General features: G+C 59.0%; 15 protein-coding genes. 3 read left to right on the top strand and 12 right to left on the bottom strand.

From position 1 onward, the window contains the following. Window positions 1-136 precede the first annotated feature (136 nt). The 5 genes from ACVOLS_RS00845 to trfA all read right to left on the bottom strand — a co-directional run bounded on the left by ACVOLS_RS00845 (window position 137) and on the right by trfA (window position 6366). On the bottom strand, window positions 137-613 hold the full coding sequence (locus ACVOLS_RS00845) for a hypothetical protein (RefSeq protein WP_481544045.1): 477 nt from the start codon (window positions 611-613) through the stop codon (window positions 137-139). Between the two features lie 332 nt (window positions 614-945). Next, window positions 946-1359 (bottom strand): hypothetical protein, encoded by a 414-nt coding sequence (locus ACVOLS_RS00840; protein ID WP_481544044.1) that lies wholly within the window; start codon window positions 1357-1359, stop codon window positions 946-948. Window positions 1360-1395: 36 nt separating this feature from the next. Then, window positions 1396-1803 carry a hypothetical protein gene (locus tag ACVOLS_RS00835; RefSeq protein ID WP_481544043.1) on the bottom strand — a complete coding sequence of 136 codons (408 nt, stop codon included), beginning with the start codon at window positions 1801-1803 and terminating at the stop codon, window positions 1396-1398. Next, complete coding sequence (locus ACVOLS_RS00830) at window positions 1778-2269, bottom strand: hypothetical protein (protein WP_481544042.1); 492 nt, start codon at window positions 2267-2269, stop codon at window positions 1778-1780. Before ACVOLS_RS00830 ends, ACVOLS_RS00835 begins: the two co-directional genes overlap by 26 nt. Window positions 2270-5232: 2963 nt before the next feature. Further along, complete coding sequence (gene trfA, locus ACVOLS_RS00825) at window positions 5233-6366, bottom strand: plasmid replication initiator TrfA (protein WP_481544041.1); 1134 nt, start codon at window positions 6364-6366, stop codon at window positions 5233-5235. Between the two features lie 192 nt (window positions 6367-6558). Here trfA and ACVOLS_RS00820 point away from each other — a divergent pair, with 192 nt between their 5' ends. Genes ACVOLS_RS00820 through ACVOLS_RS00810 form a run of 3 tightly spaced genes read left to right on the top strand, consistent with a single transcriptional unit; the run spans window position 6559 to window position 8997 of the window. Further along, window positions 6559-7506, top strand: coding sequence for a ParA family protein (locus ACVOLS_RS00820; RefSeq protein ID WP_481544040.1), 948 nt, complete (start codon window positions 6559-6561; stop codon window positions 7504-7506). Continuing rightward, the gene (locus ACVOLS_RS00815) at window positions 7503-8552 is read left to right on the top strand and encodes a ParB/RepB/Spo0J family partition protein (RefSeq protein ID WP_481544039.1); all 1050 of its coding nucleotides are present in this window, start codon (window positions 7503-7505) and stop codon (window positions 8550-8552) included. Before ACVOLS_RS00820 ends, ACVOLS_RS00815 begins: the two co-directional genes overlap by 4 nt. Then, the gene (locus tag ACVOLS_RS00810; protein WP_481544038.1) at window positions 8539-8997 is read left to right on the top strand and encodes a hypothetical protein; all 459 of its coding nucleotides are present in this window, start codon (window positions 8539-8541) and stop codon (window positions 8995-8997) included. Before ACVOLS_RS00815 ends, ACVOLS_RS00810 begins: the two co-directional genes overlap by 14 nt. A gap of 31 nt (window positions 8998-9028) precedes the next feature. Here the strand turns inward: ACVOLS_RS00810 and ACVOLS_RS00805 are convergent, their stop codons facing one another. From ACVOLS_RS00805 to ACVOLS_RS00775, 7 genes are all read right to left on the bottom strand, one after another. Continuing rightward, entirely contained in the window at window positions 9029-9982 is a 954-nt protein-coding gene (locus ACVOLS_RS00805) for an EAL domain-containing protein (protein WP_481544037.1), read from the bottom strand. 347 nt (window positions 9983-10329) lie between these two features. Continuing rightward, window positions 10330-11007, bottom strand: a complete 678-nt coding sequence (locus ACVOLS_RS00800) for an outer membrane beta-barrel protein (protein WP_481544036.1) — start codon at window positions 11005-11007, stop codon at window positions 10330-10332. 311 nt (window positions 11008-11318) lie between these two features. Next, window positions 11319-11723, bottom strand: a complete 405-nt coding sequence (locus ACVOLS_RS00795; protein WP_481544035.1) for a protein-disulfide reductase DsbD domain-containing protein — start codon at window positions 11721-11723, stop codon at window positions 11319-11321. Between the two features lie 195 nt (window positions 11724-11918). Further along, window positions 11919-14642, bottom strand: coding sequence for a S8 family serine peptidase (locus ACVOLS_RS00790; protein WP_481544034.1), 2724 nt, complete (start codon window positions 14640-14642; stop codon window positions 11919-11921). 264 nt (window positions 14643-14906) lie between these two features. Further along, window positions 14907-15407, bottom strand: a complete 501-nt coding sequence (locus tag ACVOLS_RS00785) for a thermonuclease family protein (RefSeq protein ID WP_481544033.1) — start codon at window positions 15405-15407, stop codon at window positions 14907-14909. A gap of 1326 nt (window positions 15408-16733) precedes the next feature. Continuing rightward, window positions 16734-17984 carry a DNA methyltransferase gene (locus tag ACVOLS_RS00780; protein ID WP_481544032.1) on the bottom strand — a complete coding sequence of 417 codons (1251 nt, stop codon included), beginning with the start codon at window positions 17982-17984 and terminating at the stop codon, window positions 16734-16736. Continuing rightward, window positions 17981-18505, bottom strand: a complete 525-nt coding sequence (locus ACVOLS_RS00775) for an HAD domain-containing protein (RefSeq protein WP_481544031.1) — start codon at window positions 18503-18505, stop codon at window positions 17981-17983. Before ACVOLS_RS00775 ends, ACVOLS_RS00780 begins: the two co-directional genes overlap by 4 nt. Window positions 18506-18507: the final 2 nt, after the last annotated feature.

Genomic DNA, 18507 nt, shown 5'->3' with positions numbered 1-18507 from the left:
CATGCGGACGGAATTGAATCACCATCGTCCGCATGCGGATTGGAACTGTAGGAAGCGATCGTCCGCATGCGGACGGGAACTAACCTTGGTACATCGTCCGCATGCGGACAGCTCTCTAACAAGCGGGACAGCTTGCTCACTCAAACCTGTACCCGAGTCTTTCGAGCAAACCATCCAGCGTGTCATTGTCGGTGAATGCAATCACCAACTCCCCTCCCCCATTGGGCTTGGTTCGCAACTGGACACGGGTGGCAAGCAGGAGGGTCAAGTTCTCTTCGAGTCGGGCCACATCTGCGTCCGCATGCGGATCTTCATCTCGGCGACCACCACGTGCGGCTTTCACTTCCACACGCAGTTTTTGGCACGACCACTTGCCCGCCATTGCAGCCCGCAGAAGGTCTTCTGCCTTGGGCTGCGGGAGAGACAGCACTGCTTCCAGGTGCTTGAGGGTAAGCAGCCCTTGTTCCACCCACGAAAGCCACTGTGATTTCGCGCCCTGCTCAATGCGACAGAGATTAGAGATGCGCGCCCTGCTTAGACCTGAGTCTTTGGCGATTTGTGTCTGCCTGGTGCCAGCTGACCTGGCCGCAGCAACCTTGTCGAATACCTGCATATCCTCTCCTTTGTTTCCCCGGGGAAACATTCCGGCGAATCTCGCGCGCAATGCCCCGCCGCCCACATATCCATAACCCCTGGGCACACAGCCCAGGCTGTCCGCTAGGCCAGCAAGCCACGCGATGGCAGCCTATGTCGGCTCCCCGCGCGTCATTTGTTTCCCCGGGGAAACACACGTACCGTTACGACCCCATCTGCGTTCGCTTTGTTTCCCTGGGGAAACAAGCTACGACCAAGAAAGGGGCTCCAGCCCCGCTTTTGTTTCCCCGGGGAAACAAATATGCCCAAGGGTAGCCCAGATTCCCTGCAAATGTTTCCCCGGGGAAACATTTATCCAACCCTGGCCACATCCTCGAAGCTGTAGATCCAAACCCACCGGGCAGGCTCTACCGGCATAGGACGCTCAGGCGACTGCAGCCGCACTCGCTTCACCTTCACGTCGATGCAGCTTGCTCGCAGGACTGCCGGTCCAGCAGTAAACCGCCTCGCCCCCTTCCAGGTGCGGACGCCCAGCAGAACGTCGCCGATCGGTATCTGAGGCGTGATGTCGAACAGGTGCTCGCGGTTTTCGATGCCGCGGACCTCGAACTGGCCAGGCACCCCTGCCTTCGCCTGGATAGCAGCATCAACCGGGCATACCCACATTGAGTTGCTCGGCCAGGGCACGAGCTCGCGGGCGTTGCCGGTCTGCAGGACCAAATCGATATTGGATGGATCTACGTGGAAAAAGGGGCTTTTCTTCATGGGCAGATTTCACCACCCGGGCCCCCTCCCCAAAAGTTAGACGGGACCATGACCTCTATTGGCCATATCAAGGGCGGCTCGATACATCATCGCGGCCCGCACGCGAGGCAGTGCCGTCCGCATGCGGACGAGTTCGAGCTCAACGATCATGGCTTCGGTGTAGGTCCACACCGACAAGACATCGCGAAGGCGCTCAGATACCGCCCGGTCCCGCATGGCCAGCTCGGCGTCCAATGCGCATAGTCCGTCCACCCCCTCCCCCGCTTGGAAAGGGATTATTGCCTGACGATGAGTTTCCCGGAGCGACGCCAAGACCTCGTTGGTGAGATCAAAAAGCTCGGAAACGGGCATATCCGACAAGGCAGCTGTAGCAGCAGCGTGGCATTGCACAACCGTCCGCATGCGGACGGATTCAAGATCAAGCATCGATGCAAGCACGATCACGGCCCGAACGATGATCCAGGCGCTGCTTGAAGCGCATCATGCCAAGTGCCAAGTAAGTGGTGCATGGGGTGATAAACAAGGCGGAAAGCAGCCCCTTGCTCGCGGAGTGGACCACCTGCGAGCCACCTGGACTTGCGTTGAATATGACAAGTGCCGCCATGACTGCGATCCCCAGGCCCAAAGCGCCTCCGCTGACGATGAATCGCCAGTAGGTGCTGCGATTCAAGGTAATGCTGGCGGTTTGTCGACCAGCAATGAGGATCGGAAGAAGGCCGCTGGCGGCGGCTACGAGGCGGGCCAAGCTCTCAAACATGCTGAACTGCCCGATCGTCAGATCGGCGATGCAGGCAGCTACGTTCCAGAAGAGAAGAACCTTGCTGGCATACAGGGCGCACTTCAGCGGCAGCACTTGCGCCTTTGTGCTCTCTTTGGGCGGGAAGAAATCTCGAACGATGTCGTTTGGCATAACGGCGCTAAGATTCAGGAGATCACAAGATATGGCCGGCAGGATGGTTCAATGCGCCGCAACTGGTGGTTTCTCGCCGGAGGTTGCGAATTTCGCCCTTGATTTGCTTTCTGCTTCCGCCTTTTTTCATCAGCTTTTGCCGCGCAGCGGCCAAGAAGCGGTTAAAAGAAAGGCTAGAGCGCAGCTATAAAGCGGTTAGGGGCCTCGAGAATACACACTAAACCTATGTTGCGTAAGGGAATTTCCTGCCCAACCCGTACCAGAAGGGTCACGCTTCTGCACCAGTAGGGTCACGCTTCTGCACCACTAGGCTCACGAACCTGCACCAAGAGGGTCACACCGGCGTACCGGAAAGGTCACAGCCGCACCAGAAGGCTCACAAGATCGCCGATTGGGACCGCCCGGTTTCAGCTCTTCAGGACAGCTCCACTGCGGCAATTCCCAGCACCCCGCCCTCCCCTCATGCGCGGATAGGAGGGGTCGGGACCCCCCCAACGGGTAGTGGGCGGAGGGCCCATCAGCCCGTATCTATGGGCGTTTTCCGGTGGGTTTTGCCTTGTACAGCCCCCCTGTTCATGAATTATCCGCATGCGGACGGAGAGAACTGTGAAGGTGCCTCGCGGCTGGCCTGGCTCGTTTGGATGCGTCAAAGGTGTGACCCTACTGGTACGGTTCGTTCTCATGGCTGTGACCCTACTGGTGCAAGTTGCACACCGAAGGCGTGACCCTGCTGGTACGCCCAGACCCTCAGGGTGTGACCCTACTGGTACGCCCAGACCCTCAGGGTGTGACCCTACTGGTACGCCCCTACATCTTCCGGCAGGTCGTCATGGGCCGCCCGCTTGGGGACTGGATAGCAGTGGGTATATCAGATGATCTGACATACCCACGCCCCGGGCGGTCTCAATCTATGAGACCGCCCGCGTGTCCGCATGCGGACGACCCCCGGCCCGGTCATCGCTCGGCATGGTGATGACCACTTGGCCGCCCGCCCTGCTCTGGCCCCAACCTTCTGCGTCCGCATGCGGACGGTTAGCTGACAACTTGACTCGGCCGAAGAGCGCTCCGCCTGATGGACTGCTGACCGGCGATCTATCAGGACAACCTCCTGTCCGCATGCGGACGCCACCGAAGCTGATCGCAACCGACGGAATGCCAGCCTTCTCCTGGGCGAAATATTTTCCATCCGCATGCGGATGAAGATCCGAAAGAAAGGCCTGCTTGATGCCTCAGCACTCCAATGACCTCCCCGCCGCAACACAGAACCTACTCCCGTCCGCATGCGGACGGTTGCCAGGAAGCTGTTCCAGTCAGTAGCCCATCCCCATGGCCCCTTGGCCGAAAACTACTCCGGACGAATTGACGGCCGCCTCAGTCCGCATGCGGACGCCGCGGGCGTCAGTAGCCAGCGAAGGAGAACTGTCCGGGAAATCCACGGGCGATTCCATCGTTCGCATCCGCATGCGGACGCTTACCCCAAGTCGCAGCCTGGGCGAAGGCGAGTCCGCCACATGGCTGCCCGGGCACGCTCGGGCCTGAGCGTGGTGACGCCTCCGTCCGCATGCGGACACCGCGGGCGTCAGTAGCCAGCGAAGGAGAACTGTCCGGGAAATCCAGGGGCGATTTCATCGTTCGCATCCGCATGCGGACGGCTTTCCCCAAGTCGCAGCCTGGGCGAAGGCAAGTCCGCCACATAGCTGCCCGGACACGCTCGGGCCTGAGCGTGGTGACGCTCTCCGTCCGCATGCGGACGCTACCGATGCCGAGCTGCAATGAAGGAATACTCGCGCAACCAGCGAGCGCCCGTCCGCATGCGGACGGCCTTACAAGAAGTTCGCGGTCCGCAGAGTTGCCCGGCCAAATGACCGCCGGCGCGTGTACCAAAAGACGTCCGTGGTCACTTTCGTCCGCATGCGGACGATGGTGGATCCGGTTGAGGTTGACGTAGGCCTGCACACCCCATCTGCGCGATAGTTCAGCGTTCGCATGCGGATGGCGACCCAGGAGTAACGGTCGCTCAGTGAACCTCCCGCATGTTGGCCAACCGAAGGCGCTCCGTCCCAACCAACAATGGGTCCTGCTGTCCGCATGCGGACGACGAAGGCGTCGCTGCACTTGCGTGCTCATGTGCCAGTTGCCCGCAGGACAAACAAACGCTGTATCAATTGCCAGCAGCGTCCGCATGCGGATTGCAGCTGTCCGGGCCTGCTGTTCGCGCTCATCACCCATACCGGACAAACTAAAGGTAATCGCTGACGCGCGGCTTCAGACCTGTCCGCATGCGGACGGCTATGAGCACTATGTCGATGACCATGAGCGACACCGGCCGGAGATCACCCCAGCGCGTACTCCGTACAGCGCCTGGCTACAGCAGCCATCGCAGACCACTAAGCCTCCGCCGAAGCAGGACCTGGGGAGCCGACTGTGAAGCAAGTGATGCCGGCCAGTACCTCATACAGGGAGATGCTCGGCCTTGCCGAAACCTCAAGCAAGGCATGCGGACGTACGACCCTGTCCGATCGGCGCGGCTCTGGACAATCAATCCGTCGCTTCGTCGATAGAGGGGGGCAGTACACGTTATGTCCGAGCTGGCCTCCAGTGGGCTCGTCCGCACGCGGACGGTTATGGCCGACAAAGGGAGGCTTTGTGCCGAAGCATGCTTTGGGTGGTCGTCTGCATGCGGATCAGATCGAGTCACGATCAACTGGTTAAACGTTCGCAGCTATGCAATGGCCGCAAACTGCAGGCGAGGGTAGGGCGGCACGAGAACCTGTAGGCCCTGGCGACAGGTAGGAGCGCGCATACTCGGCCGCTCGAGATGGCCAAGCGGAGTCGTCCGCATGCGGACGGGAGGGTAGGGTAGGGGAGGGATGCGCGAATGATATAGATCGCGATATAGCCCAAAGTGGTGGCAAAAAAAGAGCGCCCTTGGGCGCTCTTCTCTCGTTTCCGATTGCCGTCGACTACCCAAGGAGCCCTGCAGCTTCAGACTTGCGTTTCACAGAGACCAGGTTGCGATCCGAAATGCTCCATTCCTCCAAAAAGCCGACTGCCACAAGCTCATCCAGGCACGCGCGAAGCTTCTGCTTGAACTTGCGAAGGTCCTTGATCGATGAGCCGGAGATATCCCATAGAAAATCCACAGAGACTGCATATGGAGGGTTATGGGAGGAGTAGTAGCGATGCAGGCGTCTTGATAGCTCCATCTTGATGAGGCCATCTTGAACGCGATTGATCCGCGTGAAGTTTGGGAAGAAGAGTCGTGCAATCTCGGGGTTGAAGGTGACCGAATATTGAGCGCTCTGGTCCGACTTGTCGAAGTAGAAGTCATTGACCAGCTGGCCGGAGTAGCCCTGCAGCCGGCCAGGTGTAGCGAACTGCATTTCGATGGTGGTCCGCTGGAGCCGTCGGATAGAAGCTACGACTCGTTTTGTCACCTTACCGTTCTTGGCAACACCAAGGTCATTGACCAGCTCGGTTACGGAGAAGGCGATGCGAGTCCCTAGGTCATACCTCCGCTGGTAGTGCAGCAGCTGCATGAACACGTCCTCATCCATGGTGTTGGTCTCTTCGCCGGTCACCAGGATCTTGATGTTGTTCTGCGAGAACAGCTCCTTGTTGAACCGCGTCGGCCGCTTCTCATCTTGTCCATAGCGATTGGCTGTGAATAGGGCCGTGCGCACTAGATCCGAAGATTGAGCCCAGTAACCATCGGGCCAGATGTCTTCTGGCGCGACGAGCTGATTGGGCGCGGGAGGCTGTCGTGGTTGTTTTTTCTTGTTGGCCACCTCTGCAACGGGAGATGCAGCCTTCGGGGCACCAGGTTGCTTCTTGGCTGGAGAGCCTGCAGTGGTGATCTTCTTCGCGGCCGGTCGATCGCCGACCTTCAGCTGGACCGCAACCACAGCGTCGGGAAGGGCGCGCCTAATGGCAGGCAAGTAGTCTTCCTGGACGCGATCGCGCACGAACTCGTTTGGCGCGTACAGCACCAAGGTGTCACCTTCTAGATCAGGCTGAAGTGGCTTCACCCACGTAGCAAAGGGGTCGGCACCAATGTCGGCCGCGATCTCAGTAAGGCAGCTATTCCAGCCCTTCATTGAGCCACGCCTCGCCGTCCGCATGCGGATTCCCGTTTATGCATAAATCCTCACAACTCAATAGACAAAACCAACGCCATCGAGAGGGTGGCATATCAGATTATCTGATACCTAATCAGATGATCTGATTGACACGCCGCTAGCGCATGTATACCGTATTTCCCCAGTAGACGCCACTGACGGGGGAAACCCATGAAAATTCTGAGTGTTAGTCAAAACAAGGGCGGTACCGGAAAAACGAGTACCTCCCGCCTGATTGCGGAGTACGCATCCCTGCATGGCGTGCGCACATTGCTCCTTGACCTGGACCCGCAGTGCAGTCTCTCGCAGCGGTATCTGATGATGCAGCGCGACCCCTCGGATCCGGACGGCATCTTGCCCCCCGTGCATCCGGATTTCGATTCCGACAACCCTGAAGATGCGGGCTGGGACGGTATCTCCAGCACCGCCAACATCTTCACCAATCCGGATCGCTTGTACGCGTACGACACCGCTTTCACGAACCTGGAAATCATTCCAGGTAAGGGCGACGAATTGCGCCGGGTTGAGCGTGTGCAAGAAGAGGATGTGGCGGATAAGATCCACGAGCGCATGCGCGCATTCCTTCGCGGTCCTGAAATTGCCGCGAACTATGACCTCGTTGTGCTTGATACCAGTCCAGATAAGGGTCCGCTGACTACCAGCGCCTTGCGGGCTGCCACCCACGTTGTCATCCCCACGATGCCGGAACCTCAGGGCATCGAAGGTTTGCAGGGCATGATGATGCTGTTCCGGAAGGAAAATCGGAACCGCCAGGATGATGATCTGCTCAAATTGGTAGGCATTCTTCCCAACCGCGTTAGAGCCAACGTTAGCCTTCACGAGGGGCTACTCAAGATGCTGCGTGAAGATAGCGCACTGAAGGATGCGGTACTGACTCACCATTTGGGCCAGCGAACAGCTTTCAGCGAGATGGATCACGAAGCAAACTTCGGGCGCAGCATCTTCTTTCTCCCGAAGGGCGACGCTGCACGTAAAGAAGCTGAAGCCGCGTGCGCCGAAATCGCCGAACGAATGGAGCTTGAACTCGGTGAGAGGATCACCGCACAGTCAACTCAATCAGATGCGAACGCTAACAGCTCCGCCGAGGAGCTCGCATGACGAGCCTTGGCGGCGGCGGAAAAAGAGCCCTCTTTGCGAAACAGACCCAGGCGTCAAAGAACGTCTCGGCGATCATGTCTTCCAGCAAGGATGTGGTTAAGAACAGCGAGATGATTCCGCTGTCGAAGATTGTGCGTGACCCTAACAATCATCGGCACATCCCCGTTGATTGGGACAATCCAGGCGCCGAGATCCTGGATTCCGTCCCGCATGCGCAAGAAAAGCGGGATTTCCTTGAAAAGCTCTGGGGACTGGCGAAAAGCATCCAGTCAGCGGGGCTAATCAACCCCTGCGTCGTCTATCGGCGCGGCGAGTTCTATCACCTCTCATCAGGTCAGCGGCGGTTGCTTGCTCACAGGCTCCTTGAAGAGCAGGCTGTCTTCTGCGTGATTGATCGCGACCCCAAAGTCCGATTGCAGCAGTGGGTTGAGAACCACCAGCGCGAAGCCCCGTCACTTGCAGACAATCTGCAGGGCATCCTTCACATGCTTGACGAGGAGAACATCGAAATTTCCTCGAAGGAGGCTGTACTCGGCTTCCTGAAGGAAACCGCGGGCATGGGCCGCTCGAATGCTTACCTGTGGTCAGCTGTTCTGGCTGGGCCGCATCTAGTACGGATGGCGATCTTCAATGGGACGATCGTTGCACTTCGAGACGCGGCCAAGGTTGCAAGTTTCGAGGGTGCTGAACTCGACGCCGCGCTCGAACAACTGGCGACCATGGGTGAGGTATCGGGTGTAGCGGGCGAGGGCGGGGAACCATCTGACGCGGCCGATGGCAACGCCGGCACCAACAGTGAATCAGGCGATGGTAGTGTCCCGCCGCCGCCGGCAAACTCTCCCCGTGCCAACGGAAAGCGTGTCTTTCGACCAGTCAGGAACGTAGTAATCAAGACTGCTAACACGGCAGTGTCAAGGATGATCGTCGAAAGAGTAATGGGTGCTGAGTTCGTCAACGGCGTTGACTTCAATGATGTCAAGCAAGTGAATGAACTCATGAAGCGTATGGTCGAAAATCTGGGTAAGCAGCTCAATGAAGCAAGCTGAAAGTCAAATCAAGCCGCGCCGGGCGTACAACAAGCAAACCACCTTCAAGCTCACCACCGAGCTGAGGGATGATTTCATTTCGCTTGCTCGGGAAGAGTATGGACTTCGCGGTGTCGCCCACTGGGTAGAGGACTCGCTCAGAGATTTTGTCCAGATCCCGGACTTCGCTCTTCGCGTTGGGGCAGGGGAAGCAAAGATCGCATTGACTACCGCGAAAACGATCACGCTCACACCAGCAGCGGAGCGGCTCCTCAATGAGGCCGTAACGAAGGTGAGAAGGATCGACCCAACCGCAGAGAGCGTGCGGGCCCAGGTGCTCAGGGCATCCCTGTCTCATTACGTTCGCAAGAAGCGCTCGCAGGAACCTGCCGCGCTAGAGATCGCAGCTGAAAAGCCACGTCTACGCCGCGGCGGGGCATTGTCCAAGGGCGGGCAGGGGAAGTGAAAGGAAGGGCCGCATATCGCGGCCCTTTTTCTTAGCAAAAGATTGCGGGGCAGGGCCTGCTGAAGTAGTAGCCCTGGAACTGATCGCACCCCAGCTCTGCCAGGATATGCAGTTGCTGCCGCTCCTCCACTCCTTCAGCAACTACGACCATCCCTAGGTCATGTGCGATTCTGATGATACCGCCCACTATCTTGTCGCCAGGCCGTATGCCGGCGATGTACTGGCGGTCAATCTTCAAGTGGGTGGCTGGAAGATCTCGCAGAACGAGAAGCTGATTGTGGCCTGTGCCAAAGTCATCTACCGCCAACCCCATTCCCATATCCAGCAACGTTTTCACGCGGGCACTAACAATTGGGGTTAGATGGAGAGGCGCGTCTTCGGTTAGCTCCAGGGTTATTGATGATGCCGGGACGCCATAGACTGCCAACATCGTGAGCAGCTGCGCATTGAAACCCGGTGCGGACAGCTCTTCCGCGGAGACGTTGAGATGCAATGCAGGGATGCCAGCGAGCAGGCCCACGCCTTGTGCGAACTCTCTGATCGCTAGCTGATGCACTGCTTTTCCTAGCGCCCACAGCATCCCGCGTCGCCGGAAGTGGCGAACAACGGCTTCAGCGTTGATCTGCCGCGCGCCCACGTGAAGGCGGACGAGTGCCTCGACCGAAAGCACTGCCTCATTGCAGTCAACGATGGTTTGATAATGCACTTGGAGGCCCGCGACGAGGCCGGCGTCAGGGTCGATACAAATGTGCTCAAGCGAGGGATCAACAAAGTTGGGTCCCTCATCCTGGGAGTTGTCGAACATGGTCAATGTGGGATCCTTCCCAGAGAGGCACAGATCATCCTGACCAGCACCTGGAAGGTGGTTGGCTTGCGCATGTTCACGGCTTGGATGTATTTCGGCGACGTCTGCATCGCTGACCTTGTCTGGATTCCAGTGATAGCGATGATTGTCACAGCCATCCGGCGTAGCGGGATGGCTCAACTCGGCCTTTCGGACTATGGGTTAGAAACAAAGGAGCTTGGTCTTCAGTGCAGGTGGCTACACTGAGGAGCATCGAGATTGCGCTGTGGCATCTCGATAGGATCAAGGCGAACAAGGTGCAGCACAGTCAGTGCTTTGCGTCATCCGTGCTTACGCACTGGTGCAGCCCTTGAGCGAAAGCGGTAGGCGCGGGCAACTTCGTAACAATATTGTGACCCGTCACTTTAAGGCTGCGCGAAAGTGTCGCCCAGATATAGCCCTTGCAGCATCATGGCTGGCACAACTGTCACTAACAAAAAGCGCCAGGCATCTCTGCCTGGCGCTCAATTACCGCAGTCCTGACTGGATCAGAACGAGGCGCGTACGCCCACGGTGTACGAGGTGAAGTCCTTGTCAGCCTTCACTTCACCGCCGACACCCCATGTGCGGTTGATCTTGAACAGACCACCGACGCGGCCGTAGGTGGATTCGTCATCCGACAGGCTGCTGGTCAGGTTGGTGTCGGCATCGATGGTTGCACCATCAACGCTGATGTCTTTCACTTTGAAGCTGTCGATCTTGGTGAAGCCACCGTAGACCCAGCCCTCGAAGCGAGAACTGAAAGAGTGGCGCAGTCCGAGTTCAGCGACGGTGCTCTGCGCTTCCAGCGTGCCCTTCAGTCGGCCCAGGCCATCGAATTCGTCCACGGTCACATCATTCTCGGAGTGGTCGTAGTAGCCACGCACGTGGAGAGCGGTGGAGCCGCCGATCGGGTAGGCGTAGCCGAAGCCCAGGTGCCAGTTCTGGATCTCCTGTTCAACGCCGTACTCATCACCCTCGGCGCCGGAGAAACCACCGATGATCTGGAAGTTGCGGCCCAGCGACCAGGAGCCATTAACCCCGATACCATTGGTATCGATGCCGTCATCCACGCTGGTATGCGAGTACCCGGCTTCGACATAGTTGAAGTTCAGCGGGCTCGCCGAAGCGGTCCCGGCGAAGGCGAAGCCGGCCAGCAGGGAAGCGACGATCAGGGACTTCTTCATTGTGTTGCTTTACTCCATTGGGGTTGTGGCGGAGATCCGCCGGGCTTACTTGGTGGAAACAAGTCGATATCAGGACGGCCGAGATTCGCTGTGGACAGCGTGTGCCCATTGGATGAAGCTCGACAGCGTGGCGCGGCCTTGCGCGCCATTCGGTAGTAGGTAGAGAACCCCGAGCGAGTCGTCGCAAGCAGGCGATTGCTCGCTGGCCAAGGGTCGATGCTCTGGGCCAATGGCGATGACCCTGCGGGGTGAACGTTTGGTGCTTCTACTTGAGTAGGTCTGACCAGGCCGGATAGCGGTGGGTGGCAGACTCACCGGGGCACCAAAGGCAACATCGCTGTCTGCGGTGGATAGCAGTAGTCGTTGCGTTTGCAGCCCATGTAGCGAACTAGAACGTTTGAACCCGGTGTCTGCGCTGAGTTCACATCGAATGTGACTACTACCTGGCCAGTCAGCAGCTCCGACGAACCAAGATCTGGGTCGTTGACAAGCTCGCCGTGCGGTATGGACAGGCTTGAGATGGTTGCCCCGTCCGCTTTGATAACCAGCTTCTCGCGGTAGAGCGCGAAGCCTGGCTGTACGTTGACCACCAAAGCTGTTTTGCCGTTCTGGCTGGACAAGAACATGTCGAAAGCCTGTTCGGGGGGTACGAACCCGCTGGCCGACACAGTGAACGATGCTGCAATGGCTAGGATGGCAATAATTAGACGTTTCATATGATCTCCACGTGCGGTCACGATACCGGGCGATAGACACAATCACGCACCGTATCTGCCGTGTTTTGGACCGGGGTTAGGGCACCAACCGGCGGCGAAGTCCCCAGTGGACGACGTGTTGAAGCTGCAGCACTCACTAAAAGAGAAGGCCCCGCAGTGCGGGGCCTTCTGGGACGTTACCGAATTGACCCGGCCTTAGAACTTCCAGCGGACGCCGACGCTTGCGTTGACGTTGCTGGCGTTGCCCGCACCGCGTTCCGCACCGGCATTGCCGTAGAACATCACGTTGGTGGAGAGGTTGTATCCGACGCCGAAGGATGCGCGGCCGGCCTCTGCCGAGATCGGCTCACCCGCGACGGTGAACTTGGCGTCCTGCAGCCCAGTGAACCACGCCGCGAAATCGGTGTTGCGACCCGAGAACACGTTGCGGTAGGCCAGCAGGCTATCGAACGTCCATGCACCCTGCTGCTGACGGAAACGGATACCGGCATCAGCGAAGGTGGCACTCACCTTGTCGTCACCAGCAGCCAGGCCCAGACCCAACTCGGACGACTCGCTGAAGCCCTTCTGCTTGTGGGACACGTTGCCGATAGCGACGAACGGGGACAGGCCGTTGAACAGATTCAGACCGGCTTCCACGCGGACACTGAAAATGTCCTCATCGCGGTTGCTGCTGACCCGTTCGGCTACATTGCCGGCCATCACGGTGCGGTGGGTGTCCACGTCAGCCTGACCGTACGACACCACACCGGACAGGTAGCCGTCAGCGATGGGCTGATAGACGTAACCGGTAACGGCGAATCGGTTGGCGTCCAGGCGGCTTGCCGAGGCGGCAATGTCGGCACGGTGCTTACCCGAGGTCAGCGCACCACCGATCACGGTATCGGCTCCACCCACCGGCACATCGACACCGACAGTCAGCGAGGAGGTGTCGTAGTCGGCGGCGGCGTAGCCGTCACGGGCCAGCTCGCCGTCCAGGTACTCACCCTGCACCCATGCAGTCGGGGCCAGCGTACCGGCCAGATACGGCAGGCGATCAGCGGCAATACGCAGATCGTTCAGTGCGGTGGTGACGCCCAAGGTGCGCTCGACACCATGCACCTGACCAGTCAGCGTTGCCAGCGAGGCGGCGGCATGAGCATCGGAAACCGACAGCAGCGAGCCGGTTGCCGACAGCAGGCCACCCAGGTGGGTCGTATTGCCGGCGAGAACATGCTTGTCGAGTGACGCCACCAGCGAGTCGGCCTGCGCAGCACCGTCAATGACCGACTGTGGAGCACCGATGGACAGGGCGCTTGCCGCCGCCGATGCGCGAGTCAGGCTGGCCGTTACGTTCTTGGCGTCGTAGGTAAGCGAGGCAGTCCAGAAGAAGTTGTTGGCGTACTTCACATCATTGAAGGTGCCATCCAACTCACCAGAGGTCAGAATCTTCTCGGTGCTGGCCACGGTGTAGCCGCTCGCTTCCGGCAGCAGGATCAGGTTGCCCTTGATCGAAGCCTTGCCGGACACGTCCAGACCCTTGCCCACCTGGATGGCGGTATTGCCAGTGGTGTTGATGACACCGTAGTCGCCGTTGATCTTGCCGCCATGCGACTCGAAGGTGGCACTGTTTCCGACCAGCACATTGGACTTCACCGAGCCGGTCAGGTTCAGGGTGCCGTCCAGAACGGTGGTGCTGCCGGTGTAGGTGTTGTTGCCTGCCAGCGTCAGCTTGCCCGCACCGTTCTTGGTCAGGGAACCGGTGCCGCCAATGTCGTTGGCGAAGGTCGATTCGCCGGTTACACCGATACCCCAATCGGTCAGGAATGCTCCCGGCCCCTTGATGGCCTTCTCGGCGTTGACCATGCCCCAGCCGAACTTGCCATCGACGCCGGCATCGCCCAAGTCGGTGGCGGTGGTCAGCAGGGTCTGCTGAAGCTTGTCGCCCGTCATCCACGGGAACACACCGGAGACGAGAGCAGCCACGCCAGTCACAGTGCCGGTTGCCATGGAAGTGCCCGAGACGCGGCCTTCATACACGGTGTCAGCAAGGCCCGGCGCGGTGTAGGTGCCGGGGGCAACGAGACAGAAGGCCGATGCAGTGCCGCAGAAGTTCGAGTAGCTGGACAGGCCGATCGGATTGCCCTTGGCATCGACATCAACGGCAGCCACGGCGAGCCAGTTGTTGCGCAGGCTCATTTCCAGGGTCGGGGCTGCAGCCGGGAAGGACGGGGTAACTTGGCCGTCGTTGCCCGTCGAGGCGATCACCAGGCCGCCGGCCTGCACGATCGGATCCATTGCGTACTTCCATGCCGCAGCGGCATTCGTCATGTCGCTCGGTACGGTGTAGTGACTGCCCAGCGACAAATTCACGATCTTGACGCCAGCAGCGACCATATCCGCGGCAGCAGCGCGGGCAGCGTTGGTGCCACAGTTGTTCTCAGCGCAGATGCGGGCATAGTGCAGGTCTGCATCCGGAGCAACGCCGCCGTCGAACTCGCCGCTGGTGTTGCCCAGGATCAGGGTGGAGACGATGGTGCCGTGGCCGCGCAGGTTGTTGTTAGCCGATTCCGGGGTGCCCGGCGAGGACGAGTAGTCCTTGTAGAAATCGACTTCACCGTTGAGCGGGGCATAGCTGGCCTGCAGGTAGTCGTCCATCACACCGACAGTCACACCCGCGCCCTTGGCGCCGGCTTTGTGGGCCAGGTCAACATTCGTGGCGACCAGCAGGTTGTCGCTCTCGCCGGTGTAGCGGCTGCTGATCGGCGGGGTTACAGGCGGGGTCACCGGCGGAATTACCGGCGGAGTTACCGGCGGTACGACGGGCGGCACGACCGGCGGCGGCGGATCATTCTTGACGTTGCCACCACCACCACCACCGCCGCAGGCGGTCAGGATCAGGCAGGAAGCGATGGTTGCAGCGAGCAGGGAACGGTTCATCAGTAAAGCACTCCAGTTGTAATTATGGGTTGGCGGTGGTTTTGGTCACTTAGCCGAGGCTTCGATCCCTTTCACCTAGTTGGCTGCGATTTGCTTTGTGCCGTTGTGGCCATCAGCTAGATCACGAGTCCAAGTTAGCCCTTTCGATTCGTTTCAAAAGTTGGAACAAAATTCGTGCAGCTTGCGAATGCTATTGGTCAACGCGAGGATTCTTGTGTTGCAACTCAAGCCAAGAGCACGCCGGTTGTGGAAATCGCCGTTGTCCTAGTTGGACGCTGTGCCTGATGCGGGCTTCTGTCGCTGTTCTCGGCGATAGGTCCACGGAGCGACGGGGTTGGTATCAACCCACAGCCCCCGCTGGGCCTGGCGTGCAGTGTTCTCGATCTGCAAGTAGCTTTCGTCCTGGAGCTTCGGCCGGTAGGCCCATGCCAGTCCCAGGTGGACCATCGCCTTATTGGCGCTGGCAGTGCCAACCATCACTTCGCCGAGCTGGCGACCATACATATCCTTGCCATGGTCGATAACCATGACCTGCTTTCCATAAACCATGTCCGACAACGCCTGCTTTGAACGAGCGCCGAAGGGCTGGGAACGCTCAGGGGCGTCTATGGAAATCAGTCGCACCCGCTGCTTCTGCAGCTGGGGAGAGAGGACATCAACCGTATCGCCGTCGATCACGCCGACTACCTGGCCGTTGAAGTCCGCTGCGGCCGACGTGAAGCTCGTCGCTAAAAGTACCGCGACAAGAAGGATTTGCTTTTTCATCTGTGTCCTTTTGGAATGTCGGGTGCGAGCGTGTCCCGGCTACGCGATCCTATTGGCAGTTGCGCCAAGGTGTGACTGCCTAACTGGAGTCAATGGGCAGTCGGTTGCGCGTCGGACTCAGTAGCGCACGGGCGACCTAGCATGCGGCGCCGTAGTCAATCGCCGATGGGACGCCATCTCGCGCGTATGTGCGATGTCGTCACCAATGTGGCATCCGGGAGCGTGGCGACTTACAGATGATTTTCCTGACATCCCAACCAGGTGCCGGGCCTCGGCGATGCAACAAGCAGGAATGCTTGTGCCGTTCAGGGATTCGCAGTCAATCCGGCCGTGCGGCGCAATGATGATGAACCCATGCGGGCCCACGAATCTGACCGATCTATCTGGATCGGCGACGATCGCATCGCTCTCAGTGGGGAATACTTGTTCGTGCGCCACTACTTCAGTGTGATAGGCGTTGACATCAGCGCGGGTGCGAAAAACCGGCAATTGCGACGCTGCTGCAAGCGCCTCAGTGTGTGTGCGGCAGTACCGGACGCCGTTGAGGGCAGAGGTTGTGTACTGCCCGACGTTGTCGGGGTTCAGCCATGCGCGAACGTAACTGGAACGCTCTTTGCAAAACTGTGCCTGGCACCTTCCACGAGCGCAGTCCTTACCCAACAATCCCTTCCGGACAATGGCGGGGTACCGCCGGCGCTTCCCTGCCGTGACTACTTTGTAAATCTCTACCTGATCCATTTCCTGTTCCAACCCGCACTCACTCCAGCCAAGCACTAAGCCCGCACCGGAATGCCGTGCGAGAATCGCTCCGCCGTCCTGATGAAAAGTGGGAGATCGAGCCAGTCCTAGGGCGATGTCCTAGCGTCGATTTTCCCACCGACTATGAGTTAGCGCATCACATTCAGGATATGTCATCCGGATGTGATGTCTGTCTCGGTTTTCCCTGAGCATATTTTCGTACTGGAGTTGAGACTCCCGCTCTTAGTCAACATTCCAATAACGTCAATTCGCACGCTGGCCGAATCGAGAAAGACGCATTGGAGTGATGAGGTAAAGCGCACGTCCATATGATCTGCCGTGTCGAGTCACCCATATCGGCACCGCGCGGCAAATCTGGAGGGCTTGACATGCGCCCTGCAGATATTGGCCGAGGTTGGCCTCCCTATAACGGGAATCTTGGCGGAGTCAGCCTGGGCGGACTTCTGCACCGCCCGTGCTGCGAAGGATGTAAGCGGAATCAGAATCGCCGCCAACGGCTCGCTCATGGTGGGGTACACCTATTCCTGTTCTGAAGTGGGGAATGGCATTTCACTGGAACTGAAACGGCTAGGCCGCGGCGCCACGAAATGCCTCCATCGCCGGGCTCATCTGGAACCCATCAAAGTGACGGAATCGCTCTGCTGAGCCGCGGATGTAGTCCAGTACCCGCTCAACAACGATCCATCTGCGGTTGTTGCGTTCTGCAGCCATGCCCAACTTGATAGTCCCGCCGAAGGGGTCGCAACAGAGCTCACCTTCCTTAGTGAGAAATTTGAGCAGGAACTCCGGGACGGACAGTGGCGACATCGCGCCGTGGATGGGCAGCCCCAACGATTCGGCATCGCGGCGGTACTGTCGTGTATCCGCGCAGTTGTGACCGCGCACGAGGACGTTCCTAGGAATCCGCCCTTCGGTGACCTTGCTGAAGGAACCATCGCGTAGCGTGTAGGCACCATTGCCGTACGACTTGTTGCGCTTCTCGCCGCCCGCCATCATCAGTTCCATGTGCTTTCGGGTGTGTTGCTCAAGCACGCGGCGATTGTCGCTGGTGATTTTGGTGGGATCGTTGGTAAGCCAATAAACCACTTCAAATGCAGAGTTTAGTTGGACGCGTTGTTTCGAGGCCCAGGCCACCGGGCCGGGTGGCCGGCTTGGATTCCACCAGGGAATCTCGTCCATTTTGAAAAGCCCGAATCGGTCGACAAGAGTCAGCAGCAGACGCTCGCGGTACAACGATCGCGCGGGCAGTCCAGGCAGGAAAGAATCGTTGGAGATGTTCAGGCACAAGCTGCCGCCAGGTGCGAGGTGCGCGATGACTGGTTCAAGGCATCGCGTGATGAAATCGATGTACTCTTGCTCACCCTTCGGGTTGCCGTAATCGCGTTGCTTTGAAAGCAAGTAAGGCGGCGACGTTATGATCGCGGTTATAGGTTGATCCAGGCCGGCCAACACCGTGCTGCACTCGCCCCAGATGGCAATTCCAAGTTTGGTGGAGAAGCCAATCAGCTTCACACCAGCCGGCGCCTCGCACAGGCCTTTCTTAGTCACGTTGGCCATGCGCCACAGACCACGGCTGTCGCCATGCTCCAGCAGCCCCATCTTCTTTGCGGTCTGCTGATGCCAGCGCACAGCGCGCTTGAACACCGAATGCATCTGGCCGGGTTTCCCGATCGGCGTCTTCGCATCAATCAGGGCTTCGTCAAGGCCAATTTTAGCAGCCACTGACTTGTAGAGGACATCGTTGCTCAGGTCGCACGACCCTGCTTCGACATAGGCCTCGAGGACGGGGGCAAACAGGTCACCTTGCAGAAAGCTCATAGAGAATTGATCCGTGAAATGAGACGAGCGCCGGCTTCATCGTTCAAGCCGTCGTAACGCTCGGTCTTGAACAAGAAGGGGCAGCCAGGTGAGAACAGTGTGGCGTCATCATCGATCGCCAAAAGTTGCTCAACACCGTGCATCTGTGCGTAGTCCATGCACTCGATCTCGCGCTCAAATCTTTGACCTTCCACCACCCCTGTGACGCCGGCGATGCGGTCACGCACCTCGGCCGGCAGAAGATTGATGAGGAACTCAGGGGATGCGTTGATGCGCCAGTTTGTCGAGAACACGACGTCCGCATGCGGACATTCCATCAAGACGCGAGCAAGAACCGGTGCGAACTCCAGTGAACCGTTCTCAGCGCGGTGGAGAACGCCGTCTATGTCCACGAACAGGACGACTGCTCCGCGGCGCGGCCCTCTCCAGGCGGATTGCTCCCCTGGAGGCGATGGCATGACCGGCTCGTGGCGCTGCATCACGCCAATGGCTCGCATAACGGCAGCGAAGGCGCTCAACATCC

The sequence above is a fragment of the Stenotrophomonas sp. STEN038 genome, from assembly GCF_056759895.1.
The sequence above is the reverse complement of the archived record's forward strand: the minus strand, read 5'-3'. Positions and strand labels throughout refer to the sequence as shown.

Excerpts from the sequence above, each read along its gene's own strand:
- ACVOLS_RS00775 (WP_481544031.1), bottom strand. The coding sequence starts at position 18,505 with ATGTTGAGCGCCTTCGCTGCCGTTATGCGAGCCATTGGCGTGATGCAG.
- ACVOLS_RS00845 (WP_481544045.1), bottom strand. The coding sequence starts at position 613 with ATGCAGGTATTCGACAAGGTTGCTGCGGCCAGGTCAGCTGGCACCAGG.
- ACVOLS_RS00810 (WP_481544038.1), top strand. The coding sequence starts at position 8,539 with ATGAAGCAAGCTGAAAGTCAAATCAAGCCGCGCCGGGCGTACAACAAG.
- ACVOLS_RS00790 (WP_481544034.1), bottom strand. The coding sequence starts at position 14,642 with ATGAACCGTTCCCTGCTCGCTGCAACCATCGCTTCCTGCCTGATCCTG.
- ACVOLS_RS00800 (WP_481544036.1), bottom strand. The coding sequence starts at position 11,007 with ATGAAGAAGTCCCTGATCGTCGCTTCCCTGCTGGCCGGCTTCGCCTTC.
- ACVOLS_RS00815 (WP_481544039.1), top strand. The coding sequence starts at position 7,503 with ATGACGAGCCTTGGCGGCGGCGGAAAAAGAGCCCTCTTTGCGAAACAG.
- ACVOLS_RS00820 (WP_481544040.1), top strand. The coding sequence starts at position 6,559 with ATGAAAATTCTGAGTGTTAGTCAAAACAAGGGCGGTACCGGAAAAACG.
- ACVOLS_RS00840 (WP_481544044.1), bottom strand. The coding sequence starts at position 1,359 with ATGAAGAAAAGCCCCTTTTTCCACGTAGATCCATCCAATATCGATTTG.
- trfA (WP_481544041.1), bottom strand. The coding sequence starts at position 6,366 with ATGAAGGGCTGGAATAGCTGCCTTACTGAGATCGCGGCCGACATTGGT.
- ACVOLS_RS00830 (WP_481544042.1), bottom strand. The coding sequence starts at position 2,269 with ATGCCAAACGACATCGTTCGAGATTTCTTCCCGCCCAAAGAGAGCACA.
- ACVOLS_RS00780 (WP_481544032.1), bottom strand. The coding sequence starts at position 17,984 with ATGAGCTTTCTGCAAGGTGACCTGTTTGCCCCCGTCCTCGAGGCCTAT.
- ACVOLS_RS00795 (WP_481544035.1), bottom strand. The coding sequence starts at position 11,723 with ATGAAACGTCTAATTATTGCCATCCTAGCCATTGCAGCATCGTTCACT.
- ACVOLS_RS00785 (WP_481544033.1), bottom strand. The coding sequence starts at position 15,407 with ATGAAAAAGCAAATCCTTCTTGTCGCGGTACTTTTAGCGACGAGCTTC.